A 21,552-nucleotide genomic window follows, 5' to 3' on the forward strand; every position below is an offset into this window, starting at 1 on the left:
AAACGATTATGGAGAACATAAAGTTGTCCATAATCGTTCATGCATACTTATTCTTGGCCCATCAACTCTTCCAAGTCAACAGCGCTATCAATTACTTCTTGCGGAACTACGATTTCATCAATCTCATTGATTTTCGTAATGACAGATTTCATCTCTTGCACAATATGCATCTCTTCGTCTTCAATCTTCATCGTCATATCCATTTTCATATCAAACGCATTTGTATAGAATGTTTCCTTGTCGATGTAAATCGTAATGTCCAAACTTTTTAAATCCATATTATTCAACAGATCAGCTTCTTCTTCAGTCATTTCCATATCTGCCGGGAAAGTTGAACCCATCAATTCTTTCATAAGGCCGCTAAACTTATCTCCGGAAGCATTCAACGTCAAAATATACTCGTCATCAGTCTGCTCAAATTTAAAATCATCCTTAAATTCCTTGAACATCTTCATATCCAATGTAGGATCTGTTTCCCCACCCATTTGCGCCATCATTTCATCATACATCTCTTTCGGCATCTTAATCCATTGAGCAGATTCCGGATCAAGCATATAAAAACCGGATTCAGTCATATAAATTTCCATGTCCATCGCGCCAATTTCCGGACCCATATCCATACTCATTACTTGGTACATTGCCAAAGGATCAATAATCATATCCATATCCATTTTGATTTTCGAATCCATATCAAGTCCCTGGCCCGGCATGGACATTTTTTGATTGATATCCATAACTGCATGCATGCTCTTTTGTTCTTCTGAAACTTCCATTGCTTTGCTATATACTTCTTGTGCCGTCATCTTACTTTTGTTTGTCACTTCGACCTTTTTTCCGGTATCGGGATCTGTTTTCGGTTCTGCAGCGGATCCGCAAGCTGAGAGGCCAAGTGCAAGCAAGCCGACGCCTAAACCCTTTATCAATTTTTTCATATAATTCGCTTCCCTTCTTTGTTTCTATTTTTACTACACCTAATCATACGGCATGGACGGAAAAGGGTTCCAGTTTTTTTCTTAATTGAATCTTTACTACTATCTATTGCTTGCGGGACCATTGCTCACCTTTCGATTTATTTCGGTAATTGAAACTTTTTCATGTTCCTTCATTATCAAATCCGTTATAATAATCGAGACAAATAGAAAGGACATCAAACACCTATGCTAAAAAAATTCTTTTCTTACTATAAACCACATAAACGGCTATTTATTATCGACTTTTCAAGTGCCATTTTCGTAGCATTGTTAGAATTAGCTTTTCCAATGGCTGTTCAATGGTTTATCGACACTCTTTTGCCATCCGGGGAATGGGGCAAAATCGTGACAATCAGCATCCTCTTGCTGCTTGTATACGTTCTCAGTACATTCCTTCAATACATTGTCAGCTATTTGGGGCATAAATTAGGGATTAATATCGAAACGGATATGAGGCAGCAACTATTCAACCATGTCCATCGACAATCATTCCGTTTTTTCGATAACACGAAGACTGGGCATGTTATGAGCCGGATTACGAATGATTTATTCGATATCGGTGAACTTGCCCATCACGGACCGGAAGACGCATTTATCGCGGTCATGACAATTATTGGCGCGTTCATTCTTATGTTTTCCATCAATCCCGAACTTGCAGTAATCGCGATTTGTATGGTGCCACTCCTTGTCGTTCTTGTAACGTTCTGTAATATAAAAATGAATGCCGCATGGCAGAATATGTACGGTAAGATTGCCGACGTAAATGCAAGGGTAGAAGATTCGGTATCTGGTGCTCGCGTCGTTAAATCGTTCACGAATGAGGAATTCGAAATTTCACGATTCAAGAAGGACAATGGCAGCTTCCGATTGGCAAAACTTGTTGCATATAATGTCATGGCCTGGACGCATTCCAGCATGTATATGATGACGAGGCTTGTAACGTTGGTCGTACTTGTGGTCGGAGCTTGGTTTACATATAACGACCGACTTACTCCTGGAGAGCTTGTCGGCTTTATCCTTTTTGTTAATATCCTTATCAAGCCTGTCGACAAAATCAGCGCGTTACTGGAACTTTATCCGAAGGGGATGGCAGGTTTCCGGAGATTCCTTGATTTGCTTGAACAAGAACCGGAAATTAAAGACCGACCCGGAGCGGAATCTGTTGGCCACTTACATGGCGATATACTTTTTGATGACGTCCATTTCAAATATGATGATAATAAAAATGTCTTGAATGGAATCGATTTATCAATTAAAGCTGGTGAGACGATTGCATTTGTAGGCCCATCCGGTGCCGGAAAAACGACAATCTGTTCACTTATACCCCGTTTTTACGATGTTGATGCGGGTGCCATTTCAATTGACGGTATCGATATCCGTAATATGACCCAGCAGTCTCTGCGTTCCCAGATCGGAATTGTACAGCAAGACGTGTTTTTATTCACAGGTACGATTAAAGAAAATATTGCCTATGGGAATTTGAATGCGACGGATGAAGAGGTAATAACTGCTGCGCAAAAGGCGCATTTGGAAGATTTCATCGCTTCTCTTCCTGACGGCTATGAGACACAAATCGGAGAGCGTGGCCTAAAGTTATCAGGTGGACAGAAACAACGGCTTGCGATTGCGCGCATGTTCCTAAAAAATCCGCCAATCCTAATTTTAGATGAAGCAACGTCCGCATTAGATACTGAGACGGAGCGCATCATCCAACAATCACTTAATGAGCTTTCGGAAAATCGTACAACACTCATCATTGCACACCGTTTAGCGACAATACGAGATGCCGATAGAGTCATTGTCGTTACGGAAGACGGCATTGTAGAAGATGGAAAATACGATGATTTGGTTAGGAAGGGTGGAATTTTTGCCCGTCTGCATAATATTCAATTCCAAGAGGTTTAACATTTGAAGAAACGGGGATACTATTATCATCCCACCCCCCTTTCTCTTTATAGATAAAAAACTGCACTGTGGACTTTATAGTCCGAGTGCAGTTTTTTCGTTATGTCCAGCTTCAGGCGCCAGGGGCTCGAGGTCATAAGTCGATGATACTTTGTGGCAAAGAACGCCACGCCGTATCTTCGCCTTATGCTTGTCGCCCCTAAGCAGGCGCCTTCGCTTTCGTTAATGGCTTATGATAAACTCTTCAAACTTAACCCGTTCCGAACCGTCCATCTCCACTGTCATCAATGTGCCATCTTCCTCGTATTCCGTCTTTTTCACATTGGCCTTGTCATTCAAATAGGACACGACATCTCCTCGATCGAATGGAACAAGCAGTTTGCAAGTAATGTATTGCTCAAAAATCTTCTTCTTAATCAAATCAATTAAATCATCCAAACCCGCCGATTCATAAGCTGATATCCAAATATTATCGTCGGTCAACCTTGGATACGGCACACCCGCCAAGTCCGATTTATTGAATATATTTATAGTCTTTATATTTTCCACTCCAACATCATGTAGCGTATCATTCGTCACTTCCATCATATAGCGGTATTCAGGATTCGAAACATCGACAACATGCAGAAGAAGATCAGCACCGCGCGCTTCTTCAAGCGTGGAACGGAAAGCCTTGACCAAATGGTGAGGCAGTTTTGAAACGAATCCAACCGTATCCGTCAAAAGGAACTCTTTATTGTCGGCAAATTTCAAATGGCGCACAGATGTATCTAATGTCGCGAAAAGCATGTTTTCCTCATACACTTGCTTTTCTGTTTCCTCATCTACTTTGCGCAAAAGCCCATTCATTAATGTCGATTTTCCTGCATTCGTATAACCGACAATGGACACGACGGGTATCCCGCTTTTCTTTCGCTGCTTCCTCTGCGTTTCACGGCGATCACGCACATGTTCAAGATCCTTTCGCAGTTTCGCAATCTGGTCCTCAATTTTACGGCGGTCAAGTTCAAGCTTCGTTTCACCGGCACCTTTGTTCTGGAATCCACCGCCAGTACCGCCCCCTTGCCTGCTCAATGAAGCGCGCAACCCGACAAGTCTTGGAAGTGTGTATTGCAATTGTGCCAATTCAACTTGCATCCGTGCTTCATGAGTCCGGGCTCTTCTTGCGAAGATATCAAGGATGAGCATCGTCCTGTCAATGACCTTCACTTCAAGCTCCTGCTCTAAGTTACGGATTTGCGACGGTGAAAGCTCATCATTGAAAATGACAAGGTTCGCCCCCGTCTCTTCATAAAGCCGTTTGACCTCTGCAACCTTCCCTTTGCCGACATAATGGGTTGAATGTCTGCGTTCCAAATTCTGAGTCACTCTTCCAACGACCTGTACGTCAATTGCTTCCGCCAAGTTCTGTAATTCTTCCATTTCATATTCAAAATGCTCATCATTTTGTTCATGCACACCGACAAGAACTGCGTATTCAACTAAAATCTCCATAAATCCACTTCATCCTTCCCTCTTTCCAATGACAACATCACTTAACCTATCTTTTCCCCCTTCTTGCTGAATAAATCTCAACCGAACATTTTCCAATGAGATATCATTCGAATCGCCAACCTTTTGTGAAAGAAGTACAGCCCACTCTCCTGTATCGCGCAAGGGGTCTTCTACTCCAAAGATGCATTCTTGAATTTCCTTAGCATCATTTTCTTCAATCAATGTCCCATCCTTCCGTAATTGGGCAAAACGGACATCTTCAGGTTCTTCCCATTCAATGAAAAAAGGATATGGAAGTTCAGCAGTTACTGGTTGATCGACAAACAGCATCTTCCACTTCCTCAGCACGCCACTTTCAGTCAGTCGTTCCGCATCCAATACACCAGAAGTGGCAAAACCTTTGTTTTTAATATCATCATTAAATTGCTCAATATTCGTGACAGATAAACAAATGGTACCCCATCCATCTCCATCCGTAACATCATGCAAAAGCAAGCGAGTCAACGGATGATCGACTTCCCTCGCTAATTCAGGCTTTTCGACGGAAAGCCATTCCACATATGCATTTTTCACATACATAAGTGCATTATGCGTCCCCCATTTTTCATGCCTGCCCCCAATTACGGCGTGGTTGCCTTTTTCCTTTTGCTCCTGAACGACTTCGTTAGGGCTTTTCGATGTAAAATAAACAACATGATCAAGCTTCATCATTTACGTCCCCCTTTTAAAACCCTATTTCGATTAGCGTACCATACAATAAGAAAAAACGACCCTCGATTGCTTCATCGAAGGTCGCTTTATCTAATCTTATCTTTCCTTTTCAAGTAATACTTGCGCATCGTAGAATTCCTTATCAATTTCCGCATTCGGACGATAAGTCATCATACTCACTACATAAGTTACAACTAAACAAACGAGGAATCCAGGGACAATCTCATAAAGGCTCTTCGATAAAAATTCAATATTCCCCCACACACCTACAGTAATTGCACCTGTCACCATTCCCCATAGTGCGCCAGTCGCAGTAAGCTTACGCCAGTATAGCGATAAAAGGATAATTGGTCCGAATGCACCGCCGAAGCCGGCCCATGCAAAGGATACAAGTTTCAAGATCGATTCTTTATTTGGCCAAGCAAGCGCCATCGCAATTAAGGAAACTACAAGAACCGCCATCCGTCCTAAAAAGACATATTGCTTATCTGAAGCATCCGATTTAATGACCGCTTTATACAAGTCCTCAATCAGGGCAGAAGAAGTCACGATCAACTGCGATGAAATCGTACTCATGACAGCAGCAAGTACAGCAGCAAGCATGATTCCCGCTATGAACGGATGGAAAATAATTTGTCCAAGTGCGATGAAAACAGTTTCCGGATCGACAAGCTCAGCACTTGGATTTTGGTGATAATAAGCAACTCCTACCAAAGCTGTCGCTATCGCACCAAACAGGCTTAACATCATCCAGCCGATACCGATCCGTCTTGCACTTTTCGTCTCCTTCACTGATTTGATAGCCATGAAGCGGACGATAATATGCGGCTGTCCGAAATAGCCAAGTCCCCAAGCGATGGAGGATATGACACCTGCTACGGTCGCCCCTTTCACCAGACTAAGCATCTCAGGATTCACTTCCTTGATACTTGCAGCAGTTTCCGCGAACCCACCCGTAAGCGTCAAGCCTACAATCGGAACTAAAAGCAAAGCTAAAAACATGATAAGGCCTTGAACGAAGTCAGTATAGCTTACTGCCAAGAAACCTCCAAAAAGCGTGTAAGCGATAACAACTGCAGAAACAATAAGTAACCCAGCGTGATAATTAAGACCAAAAGAACTTAAAAAGAATTTACCGCCTGCAACCATACCTGAAGAAACATAAAATGTGAAGAATACAAGAATTATTATACCTGAGGCAATACGTAGGAATCTTGATTTGTCCTTTAATCGGTTTTCCAAGTAACTCGGTATAGTAATGGAATCATTCGATACTTGCGTATAGACGCGAAGCCTTGGTGCAACAAGAAGCCAGTTCAAATACGCACCAACCGTTAATCCGATTGCAATCCATGCTTCGGTCATACCTACTGCATAAATGGCACCCGGGAGTCCCATAAGTAACCATCCTGACATATCCGCAGCACCAGCACTTAATGCCGTTACTGCCGGTCCAAGAGAGCGCCCGCCCAACATGTAGTCAGTTAAGTTGGAGGTCTTCCTGAATGCATACCACCCGATGAAAAGCATCGCGGCCATGTACAAAATAATAGCGATCAATTGATACATACTACCAGTCATAGTTTCCCCTCCTTCTAAATAAGTACAGTTCAATAATAACATTTTTCAAATGATTTGGAAGTACTTAAAATATTCCAGGCAAGATGACATGTTTATCCTACATCCGCCACATTTCCCGGGGAATGAACAAACTTCGACAAATGGAATTCATATAAGCAAAGAAAATGAGCAAAAAAATTGACTGCGTCCCTTTCAATGAAGGTTGCAGTCTACAAGCTTATATTTTTTGACTAAGCGTCTCTTCAATCGATAGTTCTCGAAGCTTGAATTTCTGGATTTTTCCCGAGGCGGTCATTGGGTACGCGTCAGTGAATCTAATATACCTCGGAATTTTATGATAAGAGATATTACCATGGCAAAACGATCGTACAGCTTCTTCATCGATGATTTTGTCCTTCTTTGGAATTATCCAGGCCATCAATTCTTCCCCATACTTAGGATCCGGCACGCCAACAATTTGGACATCAGAAATTGCAGGATGTGTATACAGGAATTCCTCAACTTCTCGGGGATAAATATTTTCACCTCCACGAATAATAACATCCTTAATACGTCCGGTAATATCGATGTATCCATCCTCGTCCATAATTGCGATATCGCCGGTGTGGAGCCAGCCTTCTTCATCGATTGCCTCGCGCGTCGCCTCTTCGTTATTATAATACCCTTTCATGACATGGTAGCCCCTTGTACAAAGTTCACCCGGCACTCCCACAGGTGCCTCCTCTCCCGTCAGCGGATCAATGATCTTCACCTCTACATAAGGATGAGGTTTTCCAACAGTGGAGACACGCTTTTCAATCGGATCATCAGTCGTTGTTTGAGTAATGACAGGTGATGATTCTGTTTGCCCGTAACAAATCGTAATCTCCTCTGCACCCATTTCGTGAATCACTTGTTTCATCACTTCAATCGGGCATGTAGAGCCAGCCATAATACCTGTTCGCAATGAGGATGTATTGAACTTTTTGAAATCAGGATGATTCAATTCGGCAATGAACATTGTTGGTACGCCATGAAGCGCTGTGCATTTTTCATCTTGAACAGCCTCCAATACACGTAGAGGATCGAACTGCTCGATGACGACCATTGTCGAACCATGAGTCACTGCTGCCAAGTTGCCAAGTACACATCCAAAGCAATGGAAAAACGGCACGGGTATGCAGACGCGATCTTCTTCAGTTAGTTTCATGTAATCCCCTATTAGTTTCCCATTGTTTACAACATTACGATGTGTTAACATGACCCCTTTCGGGAACCCCGTTGTACCAGACGTATATTGAATATTGATAACATCATCCGGTGTCATTGTCCGTTGACGTTCAGCCAAAACCTCGTCAGTAATCCCTTCCGCGTGATGAAGGAATTCAGACCATTTATATATCCCCATTTCTTCACGGTCTGTCATTAGAATAATCCGTTTCAATTTAGGTAACTTTTCACAATTTACGATACCGTTCTCACTATTTTGCAGTTCGGGATAAATTGAACGGATAATGTCGATATAGCTCGTCCCTTTATAGCCTTCGTCGAGTATCAGTGTTGTAGCATCCGATTGTTTCAGGAGGTATTCAAGTTCATTTGCCTGGTAGTTCGTGTTCACTGTAACAAGAACAGCCCCCATTTTCCCAGTGGCAAATTGACTTAACAACCATTGAGGTTTATTATCCGACCAGATGGCGACATGCTCCCCTTGCTCTATCCCCATCCCGATGAATGCCTTTGCCAACTCATCTGTCTCACGATCAAACTCTTGATATGTTTTCCTAATTCCATGCTCAGGATAAACATATGCCTCATTCTCAGGTATCAATTTCGCCCAATCCCTTACGATCTCGCCAACTGTTTTCTCTAACAAAGACATCCACCTAACCCCTTTCTATGATTCTTTGGTTACTTATATGTTATCACAAAATTCAGAAGTAGTCTTAGGCATTCCTAATCAAAATGCCATTCTACCTAACAGGTAAAATGGCATGAAATGTTTATTCAATTGGGAAAACTCGGCCGCGTTCATCTTTATAGACAACATGATGCCTGTCGAATTTTGTTGGAGAATCAATACCAGCAGCAGCCGCAATCCGATACAGCCCTTCACGCATCGTCAAAATATAGTTGGTTACGCGGAATTTCTTCTCCTCTACAACGAGACCCCTTTGTAAGTTCTTATCTGTTGTAGCAACTCCTGCTGGGCACTCATTTGTGTGGCATCGTTCAGCCATTATACATCCGACCGAAATCATGAATCCACGGGCAATCTGGACAAGATCCGCTCCCATAGCCAATGCAATTGCCGCTTTGTCAGGTGTTGTAATTTTTCCAGATGCTATAATTTTCACCTGATCACGTACTCCATACTTCTGAAGGGCATCATCCAATAAGACAAGTGCTGATTTAAGTGGCAGTCCTACACTATCGGCCAAGTCCTGATAGGTTGCCCCTGATCCGCCTTCTGCGCCATCCAATGAGATGAAATCAGGTCCTTTTCCGCTTTCATTCATGAAGGAAGCAAGCTCCTCTGCGTCTTCCTTGCTCCCAATGACGATCTTTATCCCAACAGGTTTTCCGCTGTGATCCCGTATCTTTTCAATGAAGTCAAATAGGGTAGGATAATCCGAGAACTGCTTAAATCGATTCGGACTATTAATGGTCGTAAATGGCACGACGTTTCGGATTTTGGCAATTTCCTCTGTCACCTTTTCACCTTCAACATGCCCGCCTCGCATTTTCGCCCCTTGCGCCATCTTAATTTCAAACGCCTTCACCTGTGGTATTTCCGCCTTCTCGCTAAGACGTTCCCAACTGAATTCTCCATCTTCGGTACGAAAACCGAAGAGCCCCGAACCGATTTGAGCGATAATATGTGCATCTCCAGCAAGATGATAAGGTGACAGCCCACCTTCGCCGGTATTCATCCATGCCTCTTTCGCCATGCCAATCCCCTTAGACAACGCCGTGATGGCATTTTCTCCAAGGGCCCCATAACTCATGCCCGACTGCCCCAATAAACTACGGACGTGAAATGGATGCTGACAATTCGGTCCAATGATTACCGCATCCTCTTCAGGCAACAGCCAAGGCAATGCAGGTATTTCTTCACGATGCTCTTTCCGAGAAAAAAGGTTATCTTCATCGACCCGATAGCGCATCGTGTTGACCAACTCATCATTGTCGACCCGCATTTCTTCGTTCTGTTTTGTGAACAACGCATTCCGAATGTAATAACCCGGCTCCTCAAAATTACGTTTTGATCCAAAACCGATAATACTATTCAAGTACTTTCCGGGTAAGACCATATGCAAATATTCTTCACGATTAAACGGTTTCCCTTCGTGATCAGCGTTGAACAAGTACTGGCGCAACTCAGGTCCAGTCTTTTCGAGCACATAACGCATCCGCCCCAATATCGGATAGTTTCGAAGGATGGCATGCTGCTTTTGCCTTCTGTCATAAAAGTAAAGATAAATGGCAATTGATATGGGAATGACCACTAAAATAATGATAATCAATGTCGTCGTCAACGAAAGGCTATCTAACCAACTCATCCCGGCACCCCTTTTCTTGGCATTAATTGTAGTGTAACATGGTTATATTCAATCAATATAGAATTATAGAATATTCTGGAGGTATACATATGGTTATTGAATTATTGAAATCACACGCATCCGTAAGAAAATACAAGGACATCCCACTTTCGAAGGAAGACGTCTATGACCTCATTCGCGCAGGCCAACACGCAGCAAGCTCCCATTTCGTGCAAGCATATTCCGTCATCCATGTAACTGATCAGGGCAAACGGGAGCGACTTGCCGAATTGGCAAGTAATAAAAGGCAGTTTTTAACTGCAGCCTCTGTCCTCATCTTCTGCGCTGACTACTGCAGGTTAGGTAAAGCTGCCGAGCTAAACGGGAAGGAAATTGATTACTCATATGCTGAAAATATGCTCGTCGGTGCAATCGATGTTGCACTCTTCGCTCAAAACGTCGCAATCGCAGCCGAATCGAAAGGATATGGAATCTGTTATATCGGAGGTATCCGTAATGCACCTACTGAAATCAGTGAACTATTAGGGCTCCCGAACGGCGTTGCACCAATGTTCGCAATGTCGATTGGTGTTCCCGACGAGGCGAATGAAGTGAAGCCAAGATTGCCGGTTGAAGCGATCATCCATGAAAACAGCTATGATTCGGCGAAATATAATGAGCTCCTTTTAGACTACGACCAAACGATGCATGATTATTACCTTAATCGTGGTTCAAACCAAAAAGATACAGCATGGTCTGAACAGATGGCTGACTTCTTGGCAGAACCAAGACGTACACATATGAAGGATTACCTGACAAAACAAGGATTTGAGTTTAATTAAGCCCAAAAGCTCATAAACTTGGACAGATGCGCATAAAGTTAGCGAAAAACGCATAACTCCGCCAAGAACCTCATAAATCAGGATAAGCACGCATAAATGCAAATATACACGCATAACTTCAGGAATGACCAAAGCCGTTTTGAATAACGGCTTTTTGCATGCACGAACGAAGCATTAGAAGCACATCTACTGAGTCCCTTGTAGTATTCTTATATATACAAACTTGCCCGAAAAGAGGTCCAACACTATGCAATTTGAAGAACTTGTAGAGAAACTCGTCCAAAGGATGCAAGAGGGCGCATTCATTCAAGGGACGATTAGCCAGCCCCGTTACAAGTCGACCGGTCTGCAAAAAGTGAAACTGAAGCCGGTGGAAATCAAGAAAGAAGTCTATATTCAATTTGAATATCACTATGAACGCATTTTGAAACATGAAAATATAAAAGCAGCTGACATTCAGCCTTCTCTCAAGCAATTATTGGAGCAGTTCAAGCAGATGCAGGCGGAGTTCAGCGATGAGAAAGTCCATATCCAGCTAACGAAGAAATTCAAAGTAGCCTGGAAAAGCGAGAAGACAGCTTCCACGAAAACAGTCGATTTATCGCATAATCGGAAAAAGAATTATTTATTGGATGATTCGACCCCCTACCCTTTCCTGATTCGTCTTGGTGTACAATCTCCGGAAGGCAAAGTGAAAAAGCAGAAATACGATAAGTTCCGTCAGATCAACCGCTTTGTTGAGTTCATCGATGATGCGCTTGTCCATCTGCCGAAGGATCGCCCTGTACGCATATTGGATTTCGGATCCGGAAAATCCTATTTAACATTTGCGCTATACCACTATTTGCATATCGAAAAGGGACTGGATATTCGGGTTACTGGACTTGATTTGAAAAAGGAAGTCATTGAAGAATGTAACGTAATCGCTAAGGATCTCGGTTACGAACAACTGGAGTTCCTTGTCGGTGACATCAACGATTACAATGAAGAAACCGCTGTTGACATGGTCGTTACGCTGCATGCTTGTGACGTTGCAACGGATATGGCGTTGGCGCGCGCCGTCAAATGGGGAGCGGAAGTAATTTTGAGCGTTCCTTGCTGCCAACACGAACTGTTTTCACAAATCCAATCACCTGCATTAGACATCATGCTGCAACATGGGTTAATAAAAGAACGCTTTTCAGCACTTGCAACCGACTCAATCCGGGCGGAGTTGCTGAAACTTGTTGGTTATGATGCACAGCTTCTTGAATTCATCGATATGGAGCATACGCCGAAAAACATTTTGATACGCAGCTTTAAGACTGGCAAGAAACCGTCCGCGGAAGCTGTTGAAAAGTATAAAGCGTTCCGTGATTTACTGAATGCAAAACCGTTTTTGGAACGTGAGTTGAAAGAAGCGGGGTATTTAAACTAATTTGGGCTCAACAAAAATAAAACCGCACTCGAATTCTCTTCGGGGGCGGTTTTTATATGAATAAATAAGTCCATTGATTATACAAGTAAAGTTTCTTCTTGCAATCCTTGATAGATTGCCAAGTCATTCTCATACAACTTCCAATACGTCTCAAGGCTATGCGATTTCACCTTCTCAAAGCTATCCCCATCTACAATCCCAAAAAAGCTGTTTAAAATTCCAGCGTTAGCCCATGCGGTTTCTTCGAAGGCGATGTCCGACTTATGTTCTTCAATGACCATCTTCATGAAAGGCAAATCCGTTGGTCTCTTTTCAGCAGCTGCTTGTTTTTTCATCGTGATGATTTCTTTCGTTCGGTCCAGCGATACAAGGAGTGCTTTGCGATCCATCGCGTGCCCCAATTCATGGATTGTCAATACACGAAGATACGTTTCGAGCGGCATCGGTTCAGGCAACTCGTTGCAGGCTTTTTGCACACGTTTGATATCGACAATCACTTCATTTTTAATGAAGTCATACATCATGTTAACTCCAGTGCGCTCCTGCTTCAGCTCAACGTCCATATTTACGTCACAAATAGTTAATTCGATTAAAGCTTCAATCTGCGATTCGGTCATAGTAGCTTTCATTCTCTTCCCCTAACACCCTTCACTATTTATATAGTCGCAATCACCGAATAGGGTTCTTATATAGAGTCAACCCAATATTTCACACAACTTTTTTATTATAGAAAAATAATGAAGAAAACACAATGTATTTTTCCTAAAATCCACGGAATTGTCAAAAGTCCGCCAACTTGCTAACTTGGACTCATTCCGGCTTTTCAACAACCTCAACGACTAACATATAAAGCAATCCGTCCTGTTTTAATTTCTCCATGTCAATTGAGCCTTCTTCGAACATTTTTTGCTGCTCCACCGTTAACGAGTTTGTATACCAATAAGCGATTGGCTGTGGTTTCCCAGGTTCAAGCTTCAATGAATCGATGAGGACTCCGCTGAAGATAGGGCCGCGAATAGGTTCATCCTTGACACGATAAATAAGATCACTCGTTCCAAAGTTTACCACTGTCTCATCGGATTTTCTGTCAGAATCGACCCTGAACAAGATAACATTCTTCCTACTTGTCGGGTTCGTAAAATCTTCATCGATTATCGACTGAGTCCCATCCAAATACTTTTCAACAGAAAAAAGCACATCGTAATCCTCAGTGACTAAGCCCTTTTGAACGAATACCGCGCTAAACCTGTCTTTTGTTTTCGTCGTGTCCTTAACTTCTAACGTTAATGGCTTTGTACAACCACCGAGAAGAACAAGGCAAAGGAAGCCGGTTAGCCATTTCCTCATAGATACGGCGCCCTAACTACTTTCTCCAAAGGTTCCTCTTCCAACCCAACAGATAAAAACACATACCCATCACGTTCATGTTGCTCCTTAAATACAAGCGGAATACGTTTTTTAAAAATCGGCCCATCGATGACAACAGTGTGGAACTCCCCAGATTCCCCACATGAATCAATACCAAGCGACTCCAATTCATTCATCAATTCAATCGTGAATTTACGCCCAATGAACTCAGCAGGCATCATCTTGGTATTAATGACAACGATATATGCCTCAAAGTAGGAGTTTACGAATTCCTCCAAAAGCTTCCGGCGCGGTTCCATCCATATCGGGTGGACGGCTTTCATTTCAACTTTAGCGCATGTTGTCTGCACCCATGTCAAATGATCCTCCAAGTCGATATCACCGAAAACACCATTTGGAATTCCGGCTTCAACGCATTCCTTCATAGCATCTAAAAATTTCTCTTCATAGCCATTCCAGTCAGCCCCGCGAATCATCAACGGAACGCCGAGGCTGTCAGCTTGTGCTTGGATGATCTCCAAGGGCAAGGCATGAGACTTCGAACGTTCTTTATCCTCTTCAAACATCGTCCATAACCGCTTTGGAATTCCTCCCGACTGAAAAGCACGGTAATAAGCCAATGCTGAATCTTTACCGCCGCTCCAGGAAGCAACGAAAGGTTGGTTATTCATTTATTCACACACCCTATCCTCATATTTTGAATAAAGCATATCACAAACATTTCATATCCTTTCCAAAGCCTCAAAACTTTTTAGGGAATCAGTCCGTCCATACTTATGAGACGTGTTCGCGAGACGTTATTAAAAGAGAAGGTGACCCGATTGTCATGACAAGAGACGATAAATTTAAGTTGGTGGAAAAATTCATTATTGAAAATCAGCAAGCCTATTATCGGCTCGCATTTAGTTACGTTAAAAATAAAGAAAATGCACTTGATATCGTTCAGGAATCCATCCTGAAGGCGCTTCGTTCCATTGATCGGCTCGATGAAGTGAACTATATGAAAACATGGTTTTACAGAATCATTGTCAATACAGCAATTGATTTCATCCGCAAACATCAGCGGATGTCTATCATGGACGATGAAATTTTGGAAAGTCATTTGCCGACTTCGGAGGATGAAGTAACCGATTTTGATCTGCAAGAAGCGGTCGACCAACTACCTCCAAATTATAAAATAATTATCATACTCCGCTTTTTCGAGGATTTGAAGATTGACGAGATTGCTGAAATCACTGGTGATAATGTCAATACGGTAAAAACAAGATTATATGCAGCGTTAAGGAAATTACGAGTTGAAATGCGAGAGGAGTAATGGAATGAGTCAAATGGATAAATTAAAGAAGGACTATGAGAATACCGAGATTCCCCATGAATTGGACGAAGTTGTGAGAGCAACCATTCGTAAAGCGGAGATGGAGCAACGAAAGAAGCGTCCTGTTTTTAGAAACAGCATAATAGGCTTCGCTGCAGCCGCTGCGATTTTCATTGGCAGCATTAATGTCAGCCCAGCATTCGCCAATACGATGGTGAATGTACCAATTTTAGGGTCTCTCGTCGAAGTATTGACTATCCAACAAATGAAAGTCAATGAAGGTACGTATCAAGCCGACGTTTCCACGCCAGGTATCACGGGCCTTGAAGATGAAAACCTGCAAGCTGCATTGAATGAAAAATATATAGCAGAGAACAAGGAACTGTTTGAGCAATTCGAGAGTGAGATTGCGGAACTGAAAAAAGCAGGTGGCGGACATTTAGGAGTGGATGCTGGCTTCGAAGTGTTGACCGACAATGATCGAATCCTATCGATAATGCGCTATCAAGTGAATACAGTCGCTTCATCTTCCACAACGATGAAGTACGACACAATCGATAAAGTCGACAATGTGCTGATTACATTGCCAAGCCTTTTCAAAGATGAATCATATATCGAAGTCATCAATGCTTACATTGAAAATGAGATGGAGCGTCAAATGGCGGAAGATGAAATGATCTCTTATTTCATCAATGATGAATACACGGAAGGCTTCACATCGATTCGCCCTGATCAGAATTTCTATATCACGAATGATCAAAAGCTTGTCATTTCCTTTGATAAATATGATGTTGCACCAGGTTATATGGGTGTGGTGACATTTGAAATTCCGACGGAGGTCGTGGAGGATTTATTGGTAAGTGATGTTTATATACGTTGAATGAATTGAACCCCGTACATGACCTGCGGGGTTTTGTTATGGAAAAAAGAAAATCCCCATGCGCAGGGCTTGGGGATTTTACTGTGCGTCCGTTTTTATTTCAGAAGCGAGACCTTGAATTCTCAATTCGCCAATTGTTTTCTTCAATACTTTCAAATGGCATTTCTCATACATGCCAACAACAGGGAACCATTGCTCAAGTGGCATCAAACCTAAATTCGGATGTGCTAACGATTTCTCGCTCAGCAGTTCTTTGCGGCTTCCGTCATAGACATCAAGCAAGTAAATCCGCGAATTGTGAAGTTCCTCTTTTATTTCTGAAACTGTCTTGAAGCTATCTGTTGGCTTCGTCGCTTCAGGCAGATCGTCCTTCATCATTAGACTTCCAGTTAGGAAAATGATTTTCTTCGACGCCCGCTGACTAGACTTATTCTTCAACTCTGCTGCTATTTTTGCAGCTATATATGTTTCCATCAAGGCAAGATGCTCCAAAATTTGCTTCGGGGACCAACCATGCATTGACGGTTTACTATTGAATTCCTCATCCGTAAGTCCATCAATCACTTGATAAATCTTTCTTCGGATTTTATTATTGCTTTCAAAAACCATTTTATTTATTCTCCTTTATTTCATTGAGCGAAATATGGATAGTCCTATCAATTTCACAGCATACGCTCTTTCAATGAAAATTTAAAGCCCTATATACATATTCAGAAAAGAAAAATATTGTTTGTGGTAAAACTGTTGTTGAAAGGAAATTTTAGAATAAAAAACAGCAGATAAACTTTCTTCAAGTTTATCTGCTATCTATAATTACTGATTAAGCTGGCATCGGTGTATCTGTTGGTTCAGCGTAGCCCTCTTTGTACATTTCATCGATAAATTCACGGATTTCTTTCATTGACTTTCCTTCTTGTTTCATCTGTACAGATTGAACCGCAATCTCCAAACAGACGAGGCAGCGGGTGCCGTGGTCGTCCCAAATGACGGAACCGTCTTCACGGATTTCGTCGACGAAGCAGTTTAAGTTATTGCCGTGTCCTGCACTTTCACCACAGCCGCAGTAACATGGCATATACTCTAAAATGTCTGAGGCTGAAGCCGCCACTTGGTATACAAGGCGCATTTCTTCAGGTTTGCCCTCTAAAAACTTTGGCAAAACCGTTGCCGATTCAGTCGCTTCTTGCAAGTCACCGTTCGGTAAGTGCCTTTCGTGACCAACGGCTAAATGTTTTTCTTTTTCATCATGGTGTTGCGCCTTGTCTCCGCATGCGGAAAGGACAAGCATCAATATAAGCATGATAGGCATGAGTTTCTTCATCATTCATGTCTACTCCTTTATTTGTCATTGTCCTTTCATCATAGCGGATAACGAAACGAAATCGGGTTACAACTTTGTGGACATTAGAATTATCGTTTATCGTCCGATCATCTTGGAAGGATTGACATATTCATCGAATTGTTCTTCTGTCAGTAAACCAGTTTTTAATGCGGCTTCTTTTAGCGTCGTACCTTCTTTATGTGCCGTCTTCGCGATTTTCGCAGCGTTCTCATAACCGATATACGGGTTCAATGCAGTTACAAGCATGAGAGAGTTCTTCACTTTATTATCGATTTCCTCACGATTCGGTTCGATGCCGACTGCACAATTTTCATTGAAGCTACGCATGCCGTCCGCAAGTAGTTTTGCGGATTGAAGAAAATTGTAGATGATGACTGGCTTGAAGACGTTCAACTCAAAATTCCCTTGGCTTGCCGCAAATCCGATTGCCGCGTCATTCCCCATCACTTGCGCCACCACCATTGTAAGTGCTTCACTTTGTGTTGGGTTCACCTTACCTGGCATGATGGAGCTTCCTGGTTCGTTTTCAGGAATGGTGATTTCGCCAATTCCTGAACGCGGCCCGCTCGCCAACCATCTGACGTCATTCGCGATTTTCATCAAATCGGCAGCAAGGGCTTTCATCGCACCATGCGTATAGACGACTTCATCGTAGCTTGTGAGCGCATGGAATTTATTATCGGCAGATGTAAAATTAATGCCTACTGATTTAGAGATTTCTTCCGCGACTTTCTCACCGAATCCTTTCGGCGCATTCAGTCCAGTACCAACCGCAGTACCGCCAATTGCAAGTTCCTTCATTGACTGGACGCTTTCATTCAACATCTTCTCAGTCTTTTCAAGCATCCGGTGCCATCCGCTAATTTCCTGTCCTAATGTAAGAGGCGTAGCGTCTTGTAGGTGCGTACGTCCAATCTTGATGATGTCCATGAACGCTTCGGATTTATCACCAAGCGTTTTTTTCAATTCTTGAAGGGATGGTAGCAATTCGCGTTCCACTGCGATAACGCCAGCGACATGCAATGCTGTCGGGAATGTGTCGTTGGAGCTTTGTGATTTATTCACATCATCGTTCGGATGCAGGCGCTCTTCCTCTCCCCATTGCTCAAGTAGCTGATTGCCGCGGTTTGCCAATACTTCGTTCATATTCATATTCGATTGCGTGCCGCTGCCAGTTTGCCAGACGACAAGCGGGAAATGATCGTCCCATTTTCCTTCGATCACTTCTTCCGCAGCCGCAATAATCGCTTTCATTTTCGCGTCAGATAGATTACCAAAAAAGTTGCTTGCGATAGCTGCCGATTTCTTCAAATGGGCAAATGCGCGAATGACGCCTAACGGTACCCGTTCTTCACCGATTTTGAAGTTCTGCTTGCTTCGCTGTGTCTGTGCCCCCCACAACTTATCTGCAGGAACTTGTATTTCTCCAAATGTGTCATGCTCAATACGATAATTCATATTCCCTCCGCCTTTCACAAATGAATAATAATACCTCATCTTCTATCATGCACCTTTTCCATGATGAAATAAAATAAAAAGACCCGGTTTCCCGTGTCTTGTACAAATTCATTAAGGTGCTGAAGGTTATACATACGTTATTTTTGCACCAAGCACATCTATAAAACAATCGACGACGGCAGGATGGAATTGAGTACCTTTGCATTTCTCCAACTCAGCGATTGCCTCTTCTCTTGATAATGCTTCCTTGTAGACGCGCTCTGTTGTCATGGCATCGTACGCATCCACGACAGAAACGATTGCCGCTTCGATGGATATTTCATCCCCTTTCAGCCCATAGGGATACCCACTACCGTCATACCATTCATGATGTTGCTCGACAATGAATGCGGCATCCTTCAGCCATTCTACTGGATGAGCGCGCATGATGTTGGCACCAATTCGGGAATGCGATTTCATCGTTTCCCACTCTTCCTCCGTGAGTTTCCCAGGCTTATTCAAGATTTCCATAGGTATCGCGAGTTTCCCAATGTCGTGGAAGAAGGCGCCCCATCGCATCAGTTTCAAAGTACGTTTCGGTCGATTCATCCGTTTCCAAACTTCTATGGAATATTGCCTGATTCGATCACAATGATGGTATGTATAGCCGTCAACTCGTGCGACCGCATCCATTTCAATTTGCAGCATCTTCGTTTCGAAGAACAGCTGTTCATAGAAATCCGCGTCCATTTTCATAAGGATTTCAGCGTTCGAAATCGCGTAAAAGGTCAAAACGCCTTCGAATAGAGACGCATCAATCGTTTCTCCTATTTCCATCTTCCTTCTTACACCTAATTCATCGATTTCAACTTCTCCATCCAATAGAGTATACGTTTCAGCAATCGTATTATCTATGTTATATTGGGCGCAAAAAGAACCATCTTCATGCAATGAAAATAGGGCTTCCGCCAAGCCATTCCATCGCCCATAAAGCGTTATCCATCCAGAAGCCATGCGTAAAACTGGGTATTGGCAATCTGTACTCTGCCGATACGTACGGTTTGGATTTTTTTCCATTGGCGTCCTCCGTGTAGGTTCCGACTTTTTTCTTTCACTCCCTAAAATTATAACAATTATTTACAGAGAAATCTATCTATTTCCACTATATAATAAAAACATCCAATCCCTTAACAAGCGGTCTGGATGTTTTCGATTTATTTTTTATTCCTCGTCAGCGGATTTAACAACCGCCGGCTTTGCAGAGCGGATTTCTTCTGTCAAATTATCAATGCTTGGTCGTAGATTGTTCTTTCCGACATAGCTTTCTATCATTTCTTTCACGTCGATGCCTGATGAAGCTTTCAATGATTCTTGCAAAGTGGACATAAGATTCGTTGCATATGATGTCACTCTATTGGCACCGCCACCTTCACCGCCACCCGTATCGACAACAGTAATTTTGTCGATATTCGAAAGTGGGCTTGCAACTTGTTTCGCGTATTCAGGGATCATACGGACAATCATGTCAAGCACAGCTGCCTGACCATATTGTTCGAACGCTTCTGCGATTTTGCGTTTTGCTTCCGCCTCTGCAAGACCTTTCAGGCGGATGACATCTGCTTCCGATTCACCTTGCGCCCTTTGAGCATCAGCTTTTGCCAATCCGTCAAGACGAATTTTTTCAGCTTCCGCAGCAGCACGTGCTTCAATACGGTACTTCTCTGCTTCCGCCTCTGCCATTTGACGTGATTTTTCTGCGGCTGCGTTCTGCTCGATTGCATACCGATCCGCATCTGCTTTCTTCTTAACTTCTGAATCATATTGTTTCTCACGGCGCAGAATCTCTTTCTCTTCCAATTCGATCTGCTTTTGACGCTCGATGATTTTAACTTGCATCTCCTGCTCCGTAACTTCCTGCTTCGCACGTGCGGATTCTAATTCATACGCTTGGTCGGCGCGTGCTTTCGCTACATCTTGCTCGCGGCGGTAGTCAGCAACTTTCAATTGATTTTCCTTCTCCGCTTCCGCGATTTCAGTCGCACGCTCGATTTCCGCTTTTTGGGCTTCCTTCGATGCTTCAGCATTCTTGATACGTGTTTCTTTTTCAGCTTCCATTGTGGCAATATCGGCATCGCGTTTCACCTGTGCGATACGTGGTTTACCAAGTGAATCCAAGTATCCGTTTTTATCACGAACATCTTTAATTGTGAATGAGACGATGACAAGCCCCATTTTAGCCAAGTCTTGTGATGCAACACGCTGCACTTCCTGGGAGAACTTATCACGGTTTTTATAAATCTCTTCCACCGTCATAGATCCTAAAATGGAACGCAAATGTCCTTCTAATACTTCCTTCGCTTCATTTTCGCGGTCGGCTTTCGATTTCCCTAAAAATTGCTCCGCAGCCGTCGCGATTTCCGAAATCGATCCCCCGATCTTAATGATCGCAGTTCCATCCGCCATAACTGGAACGCCTTGCTCTGTGTAAACTTCTGGTGTCGTTACTTCCAATTTGCTTGAAAGCAAGCTGAGCGGCTCCGATTGCTGGAACACTGGGAAGACGAATGTTCCCCCTCCACGGATGATTTTGATCCGGTTGCCCGAGTCATCCGTATGTACATTTTTTGATCCTAAATAACTACCCGTCACGATCAGCGCCTCATCCGGGCCAACTGTCTTATACTTCGAAATGTAGACGAGAATGACAGCAAGTAGGATGAACACGACAATCCCAATGACAATTAACATACCTGAAATTCCTGGCATTT

Annotated in this window: 19 protein-coding genes; 5 read left to right on the forward strand and 14 right to left on the reverse strand. The window is 42.9% G+C overall.

Translation table 11 applies throughout. The features are described from left to right. Positions 1-47 precede the first annotated feature (47 nt). The gene (locus tag P5G49_RS02780) at positions 48-932 is read right to left on the reverse strand and encodes a DUF6612 family protein (protein WP_301241951.1); all 885 of its coding nucleotides are present in this window, start codon (positions 930-932) and stop codon (positions 48-50) included. Between the two features lie 225 nt (positions 933-1,157). On the opposite strand from P5G49_RS02780, the gene P5G49_RS02785 reads away from it, so the two are divergent. Continuing rightward, positions 1,158-2,876 (forward strand): ABC transporter ATP-binding protein, encoded by a 1,719-nt coding sequence (locus tag P5G49_RS02785; protein WP_301241952.1) that lies wholly within the window; start codon positions 1,158-1,160, stop codon positions 2,874-2,876. A 222-nt stretch (positions 2,877-3,098) separates the two neighbouring features. Here P5G49_RS02785 and hflX read toward each other — a convergent pair whose 3' ends face one another. From hflX to P5G49_RS02810, 5 genes are all read right to left on the reverse strand, one after another. After that, a complete protein-coding gene (gene hflX / locus P5G49_RS02790; protein ID WP_301241953.1) occupies positions 3,099-4,370 on the reverse strand; it encodes a GTPase HflX in 1,272 nt (423 codons plus the stop codon). Positions 4,371-4,379: 9 nt separating this feature from the next. After that, positions 4,380-5,081 (reverse strand): VOC family protein, encoded by a 702-nt coding sequence (locus P5G49_RS02795; RefSeq protein ID WP_301241954.1) that lies wholly within the window; start codon positions 5,079-5,081, stop codon positions 4,380-4,382. 96 nt (positions 5,082-5,177) lie between these two features. Continuing rightward, positions 5,178-6,662, reverse strand: a complete 1,485-nt coding sequence (gene putP, locus P5G49_RS02800) for a sodium/proline symporter PutP (protein ID WP_301241955.1) — start codon at positions 6,660-6,662, stop codon at positions 5,178-5,180. 217 nt (positions 6,663-6,879) lie between these two features. After that, complete coding sequence (locus P5G49_RS02805; RefSeq protein WP_301241956.1) at positions 6,880-8,523, reverse strand: AMP-binding protein; 1,644 nt, start codon at positions 8,521-8,523, stop codon at positions 6,880-6,882. Positions 8,524-8,644: 121 nt separating this feature from the next. Further along, on the reverse strand, positions 8,645-10,204 hold the full coding sequence (locus P5G49_RS02810; protein WP_301241957.1) for an FMN-binding glutamate synthase family protein: 1,560 nt from the start codon (positions 10,202-10,204) through the stop codon (positions 8,645-8,647). Positions 10,205-10,293: 89 nt separating this feature from the next. Here P5G49_RS02810 and nfsA point away from each other — a divergent pair, with 89 nt between their 5' ends. Both nfsA and P5G49_RS02820 read left to right on the forward strand, forming a co-directional pair. After that, positions 10,294-11,025, forward strand: coding sequence for an oxygen-insensitive NADPH nitroreductase (nfsA, locus tag P5G49_RS02815; RefSeq protein ID WP_301241958.1), 732 nt, complete (start codon positions 10,294-10,296; stop codon positions 11,023-11,025). A gap of 247 nt (positions 11,026-11,272) precedes the next feature. Beyond that, complete coding sequence (locus tag P5G49_RS02820) at positions 11,273-12,442, forward strand: class I SAM-dependent methyltransferase (RefSeq protein ID WP_301241959.1); 1,170 nt, start codon at positions 11,273-11,275, stop codon at positions 12,440-12,442. 77 nt (positions 12,443-12,519) lie between these two features. On the opposite strand, the gene P5G49_RS02825 is transcribed toward P5G49_RS02820, so the two are convergent. The 3 genes from P5G49_RS02825 to P5G49_RS02835 form a co-directional block, all read right to left on the reverse strand. Continuing rightward, positions 12,520-13,071: an integrase gene (locus P5G49_RS02825; protein WP_301241960.1), complete on the reverse strand. Its 552-nt coding sequence runs from the start codon at positions 13,069-13,071 to the stop codon at positions 12,520-12,522. 181 nt (positions 13,072-13,252) lie between these two features. Beyond that, on the reverse strand, positions 13,253-13,789 hold the full coding sequence (locus P5G49_RS02830) for a hypothetical protein (RefSeq protein WP_301241961.1): 537 nt from the start codon (positions 13,787-13,789) through the stop codon (positions 13,253-13,255). Continuing rightward, entirely contained in the window at positions 13,786-14,481 is a 696-nt protein-coding gene (locus P5G49_RS02835; RefSeq protein ID WP_301241962.1) for a Dph6-related ATP pyrophosphatase, read from the reverse strand. Before P5G49_RS02835 ends, P5G49_RS02830 begins: the two co-directional genes overlap by 4 nt. Before the next feature lie 155 nt (positions 14,482-14,636). Here P5G49_RS02835 and sigV point away from each other — a divergent pair, with 155 nt between their 5' ends. Together sigV and rsiV are read left to right on the forward strand one after the other, a co-directional pair. Beyond that, complete coding sequence (gene sigV, locus P5G49_RS02840) at positions 14,637-15,125, forward strand: RNA polymerase sigma factor SigV (protein ID WP_301241963.1); 489 nt, start codon at positions 14,637-14,639, stop codon at positions 15,123-15,125. A 4-nt stretch (positions 15,126-15,129) separates the two neighbouring features. After that, positions 15,130-16,005, forward strand: a complete 876-nt coding sequence (gene rsiV / locus P5G49_RS02845) for an anti-sigma-V factor RsiV (protein WP_301241964.1) — start codon at positions 15,130-15,132, stop codon at positions 16,003-16,005. Between the two features lie 78 nt (positions 16,006-16,083). Here rsiV and P5G49_RS02850 read toward each other — a convergent pair whose 3' ends face one another. From P5G49_RS02850 to floT, 5 genes are all read right to left on the reverse strand, one after another. Continuing rightward, complete coding sequence (locus P5G49_RS02850) at positions 16,084-16,614, reverse strand: DinB family protein (protein ID WP_301241965.1); 531 nt, start codon at positions 16,612-16,614, stop codon at positions 16,084-16,086. Between the two features lie 211 nt (positions 16,615-16,825). Next, positions 16,826-17,329 carry a PCYCGC motif-containing (lipo)protein gene (locus tag P5G49_RS02855; RefSeq protein WP_301241966.1) on the reverse strand — a complete coding sequence of 168 codons (504 nt, stop codon included), beginning with the start codon at positions 17,327-17,329 and terminating at the stop codon, positions 16,826-16,828. A 93-nt stretch (positions 17,330-17,422) separates the two neighbouring features. Beyond that, on the reverse strand, positions 17,423-18,805 hold the full coding sequence (gene fumC / locus P5G49_RS02860; RefSeq protein ID WP_301241967.1) for a class II fumarate hydratase: 1,383 nt from the start codon (positions 18,803-18,805) through the stop codon (positions 17,423-17,425). A gap of 126 nt (positions 18,806-18,931) precedes the next feature. Then, on the reverse strand, positions 18,932-19,861 hold the full coding sequence (locus P5G49_RS02865; RefSeq protein ID WP_301241968.1) for an HD-GYP domain-containing protein: 930 nt from the start codon (positions 19,859-19,861) through the stop codon (positions 18,932-18,934). A gap of 144 nt (positions 19,862-20,005) precedes the next feature. Beyond that, positions 20,006-21,550, reverse strand: coding sequence for a flotillin lipid rafts scaffold protein FloT (gene floT / locus P5G49_RS02870; RefSeq protein ID WP_301241969.1), 1,545 nt, complete (start codon positions 21,548-21,550; stop codon positions 20,006-20,008). Between the last annotated feature and the right edge of the window lie 2 nt (positions 21,551-21,552).

It is taken from the genome of Sporosarcina highlanderae (genome assembly GCF_030433715.1).
Classification (GTDB): domain Bacteria; phylum Bacillota; class Bacilli; order Bacillales_A; family Planococcaceae; genus Sporosarcina; species Sporosarcina highlanderae.

Coding starts and splice junctions, on each gene's coding strand:
- rsiV (WP_301241964.1), top strand. CDS start 15,130: ATGAGTCAAATGGATAAATTAAAGAAGGACTATGAGAATACCGAGATT.
- P5G49_RS02805 (WP_301241956.1), bottom strand. CDS start 8,523: ATGTCTTTGTTAGAGAAAACAGTTGGCGAGATCGTAAGGGATTGGGCG.
- P5G49_RS02825 (WP_301241960.1), bottom strand. CDS start 13,071: ATGAAAGCTACTATGACCGAATCGCAGATTGAAGCTTTAATCGAATTA.
- hflX (WP_301241953.1), bottom strand. CDS start 4,370: ATGGAGATTTTAGTTGAATACGCAGTTCTTGTCGGTGTGCATGAACAA.
- sigV (WP_301241963.1), top strand. CDS start 14,637: ATGACAAGAGACGATAAATTTAAGTTGGTGGAAAAATTCATTATTGAA.
- nfsA (WP_301241958.1), top strand. CDS start 10,294: ATGGTTATTGAATTATTGAAATCACACGCATCCGTAAGAAAATACAAG.
- P5G49_RS02820 (WP_301241959.1), top strand. CDS start 11,273: ATGCAATTTGAAGAACTTGTAGAGAAACTCGTCCAAAGGATGCAAGAG.
- P5G49_RS02830 (WP_301241961.1), bottom strand. CDS start 13,789: ATGAGGAAATGGCTAACCGGCTTCCTTTGCCTTGTTCTTCTCGGTGGT.
- P5G49_RS02810 (WP_301241957.1), bottom strand. CDS start 10,204: ATGAGTTGGTTAGATAGCCTTTCGTTGACGACGACATTGATTATCATT.
- P5G49_RS02835 (WP_301241962.1), bottom strand. CDS start 14,481: ATGAATAACCAACCTTTCGTTGCTTCCTGGAGCGGCGGTAAAGATTCA.
- P5G49_RS02785 (WP_301241952.1), top strand. CDS start 1,158: ATGCTAAAAAAATTCTTTTCTTACTATAAACCACATAAACGGCTATTT.
- putP (WP_301241955.1), bottom strand. CDS start 6,662: ATGACTGGTAGTATGTATCAATTGATCGCTATTATTTTGTACATGGCC.
- P5G49_RS02795 (WP_301241954.1), bottom strand. CDS start 5,081: ATGATGAAGCTTGATCATGTTGTTTATTTTACATCGAAAAGCCCTAAC.
- P5G49_RS02780 (WP_301241951.1), bottom strand. CDS start 932: ATGAAAAAATTGATAAAGGGTTTAGGCGTCGGCTTGCTTGCACTTGGC.
- fumC (WP_301241967.1), bottom strand. CDS start 18,805: ATGAATTATCGTATTGAGCATGACACATTTGGAGAAATACAAGTTCCT.
- P5G49_RS02865 (WP_301241968.1), bottom strand. CDS start 19,861: ATGGAAAAAAATCCAAACCGTACGTATCGGCAGAGTACAGATTGCCAA.
- P5G49_RS02850 (WP_301241965.1), bottom strand. CDS start 16,614: ATGGTTTTTGAAAGCAATAATAAAATCCGAAGAAAGATTTATCAAGTG.
- P5G49_RS02855 (WP_301241966.1), bottom strand. CDS start 17,329: ATGATGAAGAAACTCATGCCTATCATGCTTATATTGATGCTTGTCCTT.
- floT (WP_301241969.1), bottom strand. CDS start 21,550: ATGCCAGGAATTTCAGGTATGTTAATTGTCATTGGGATTGTCGTGTTC.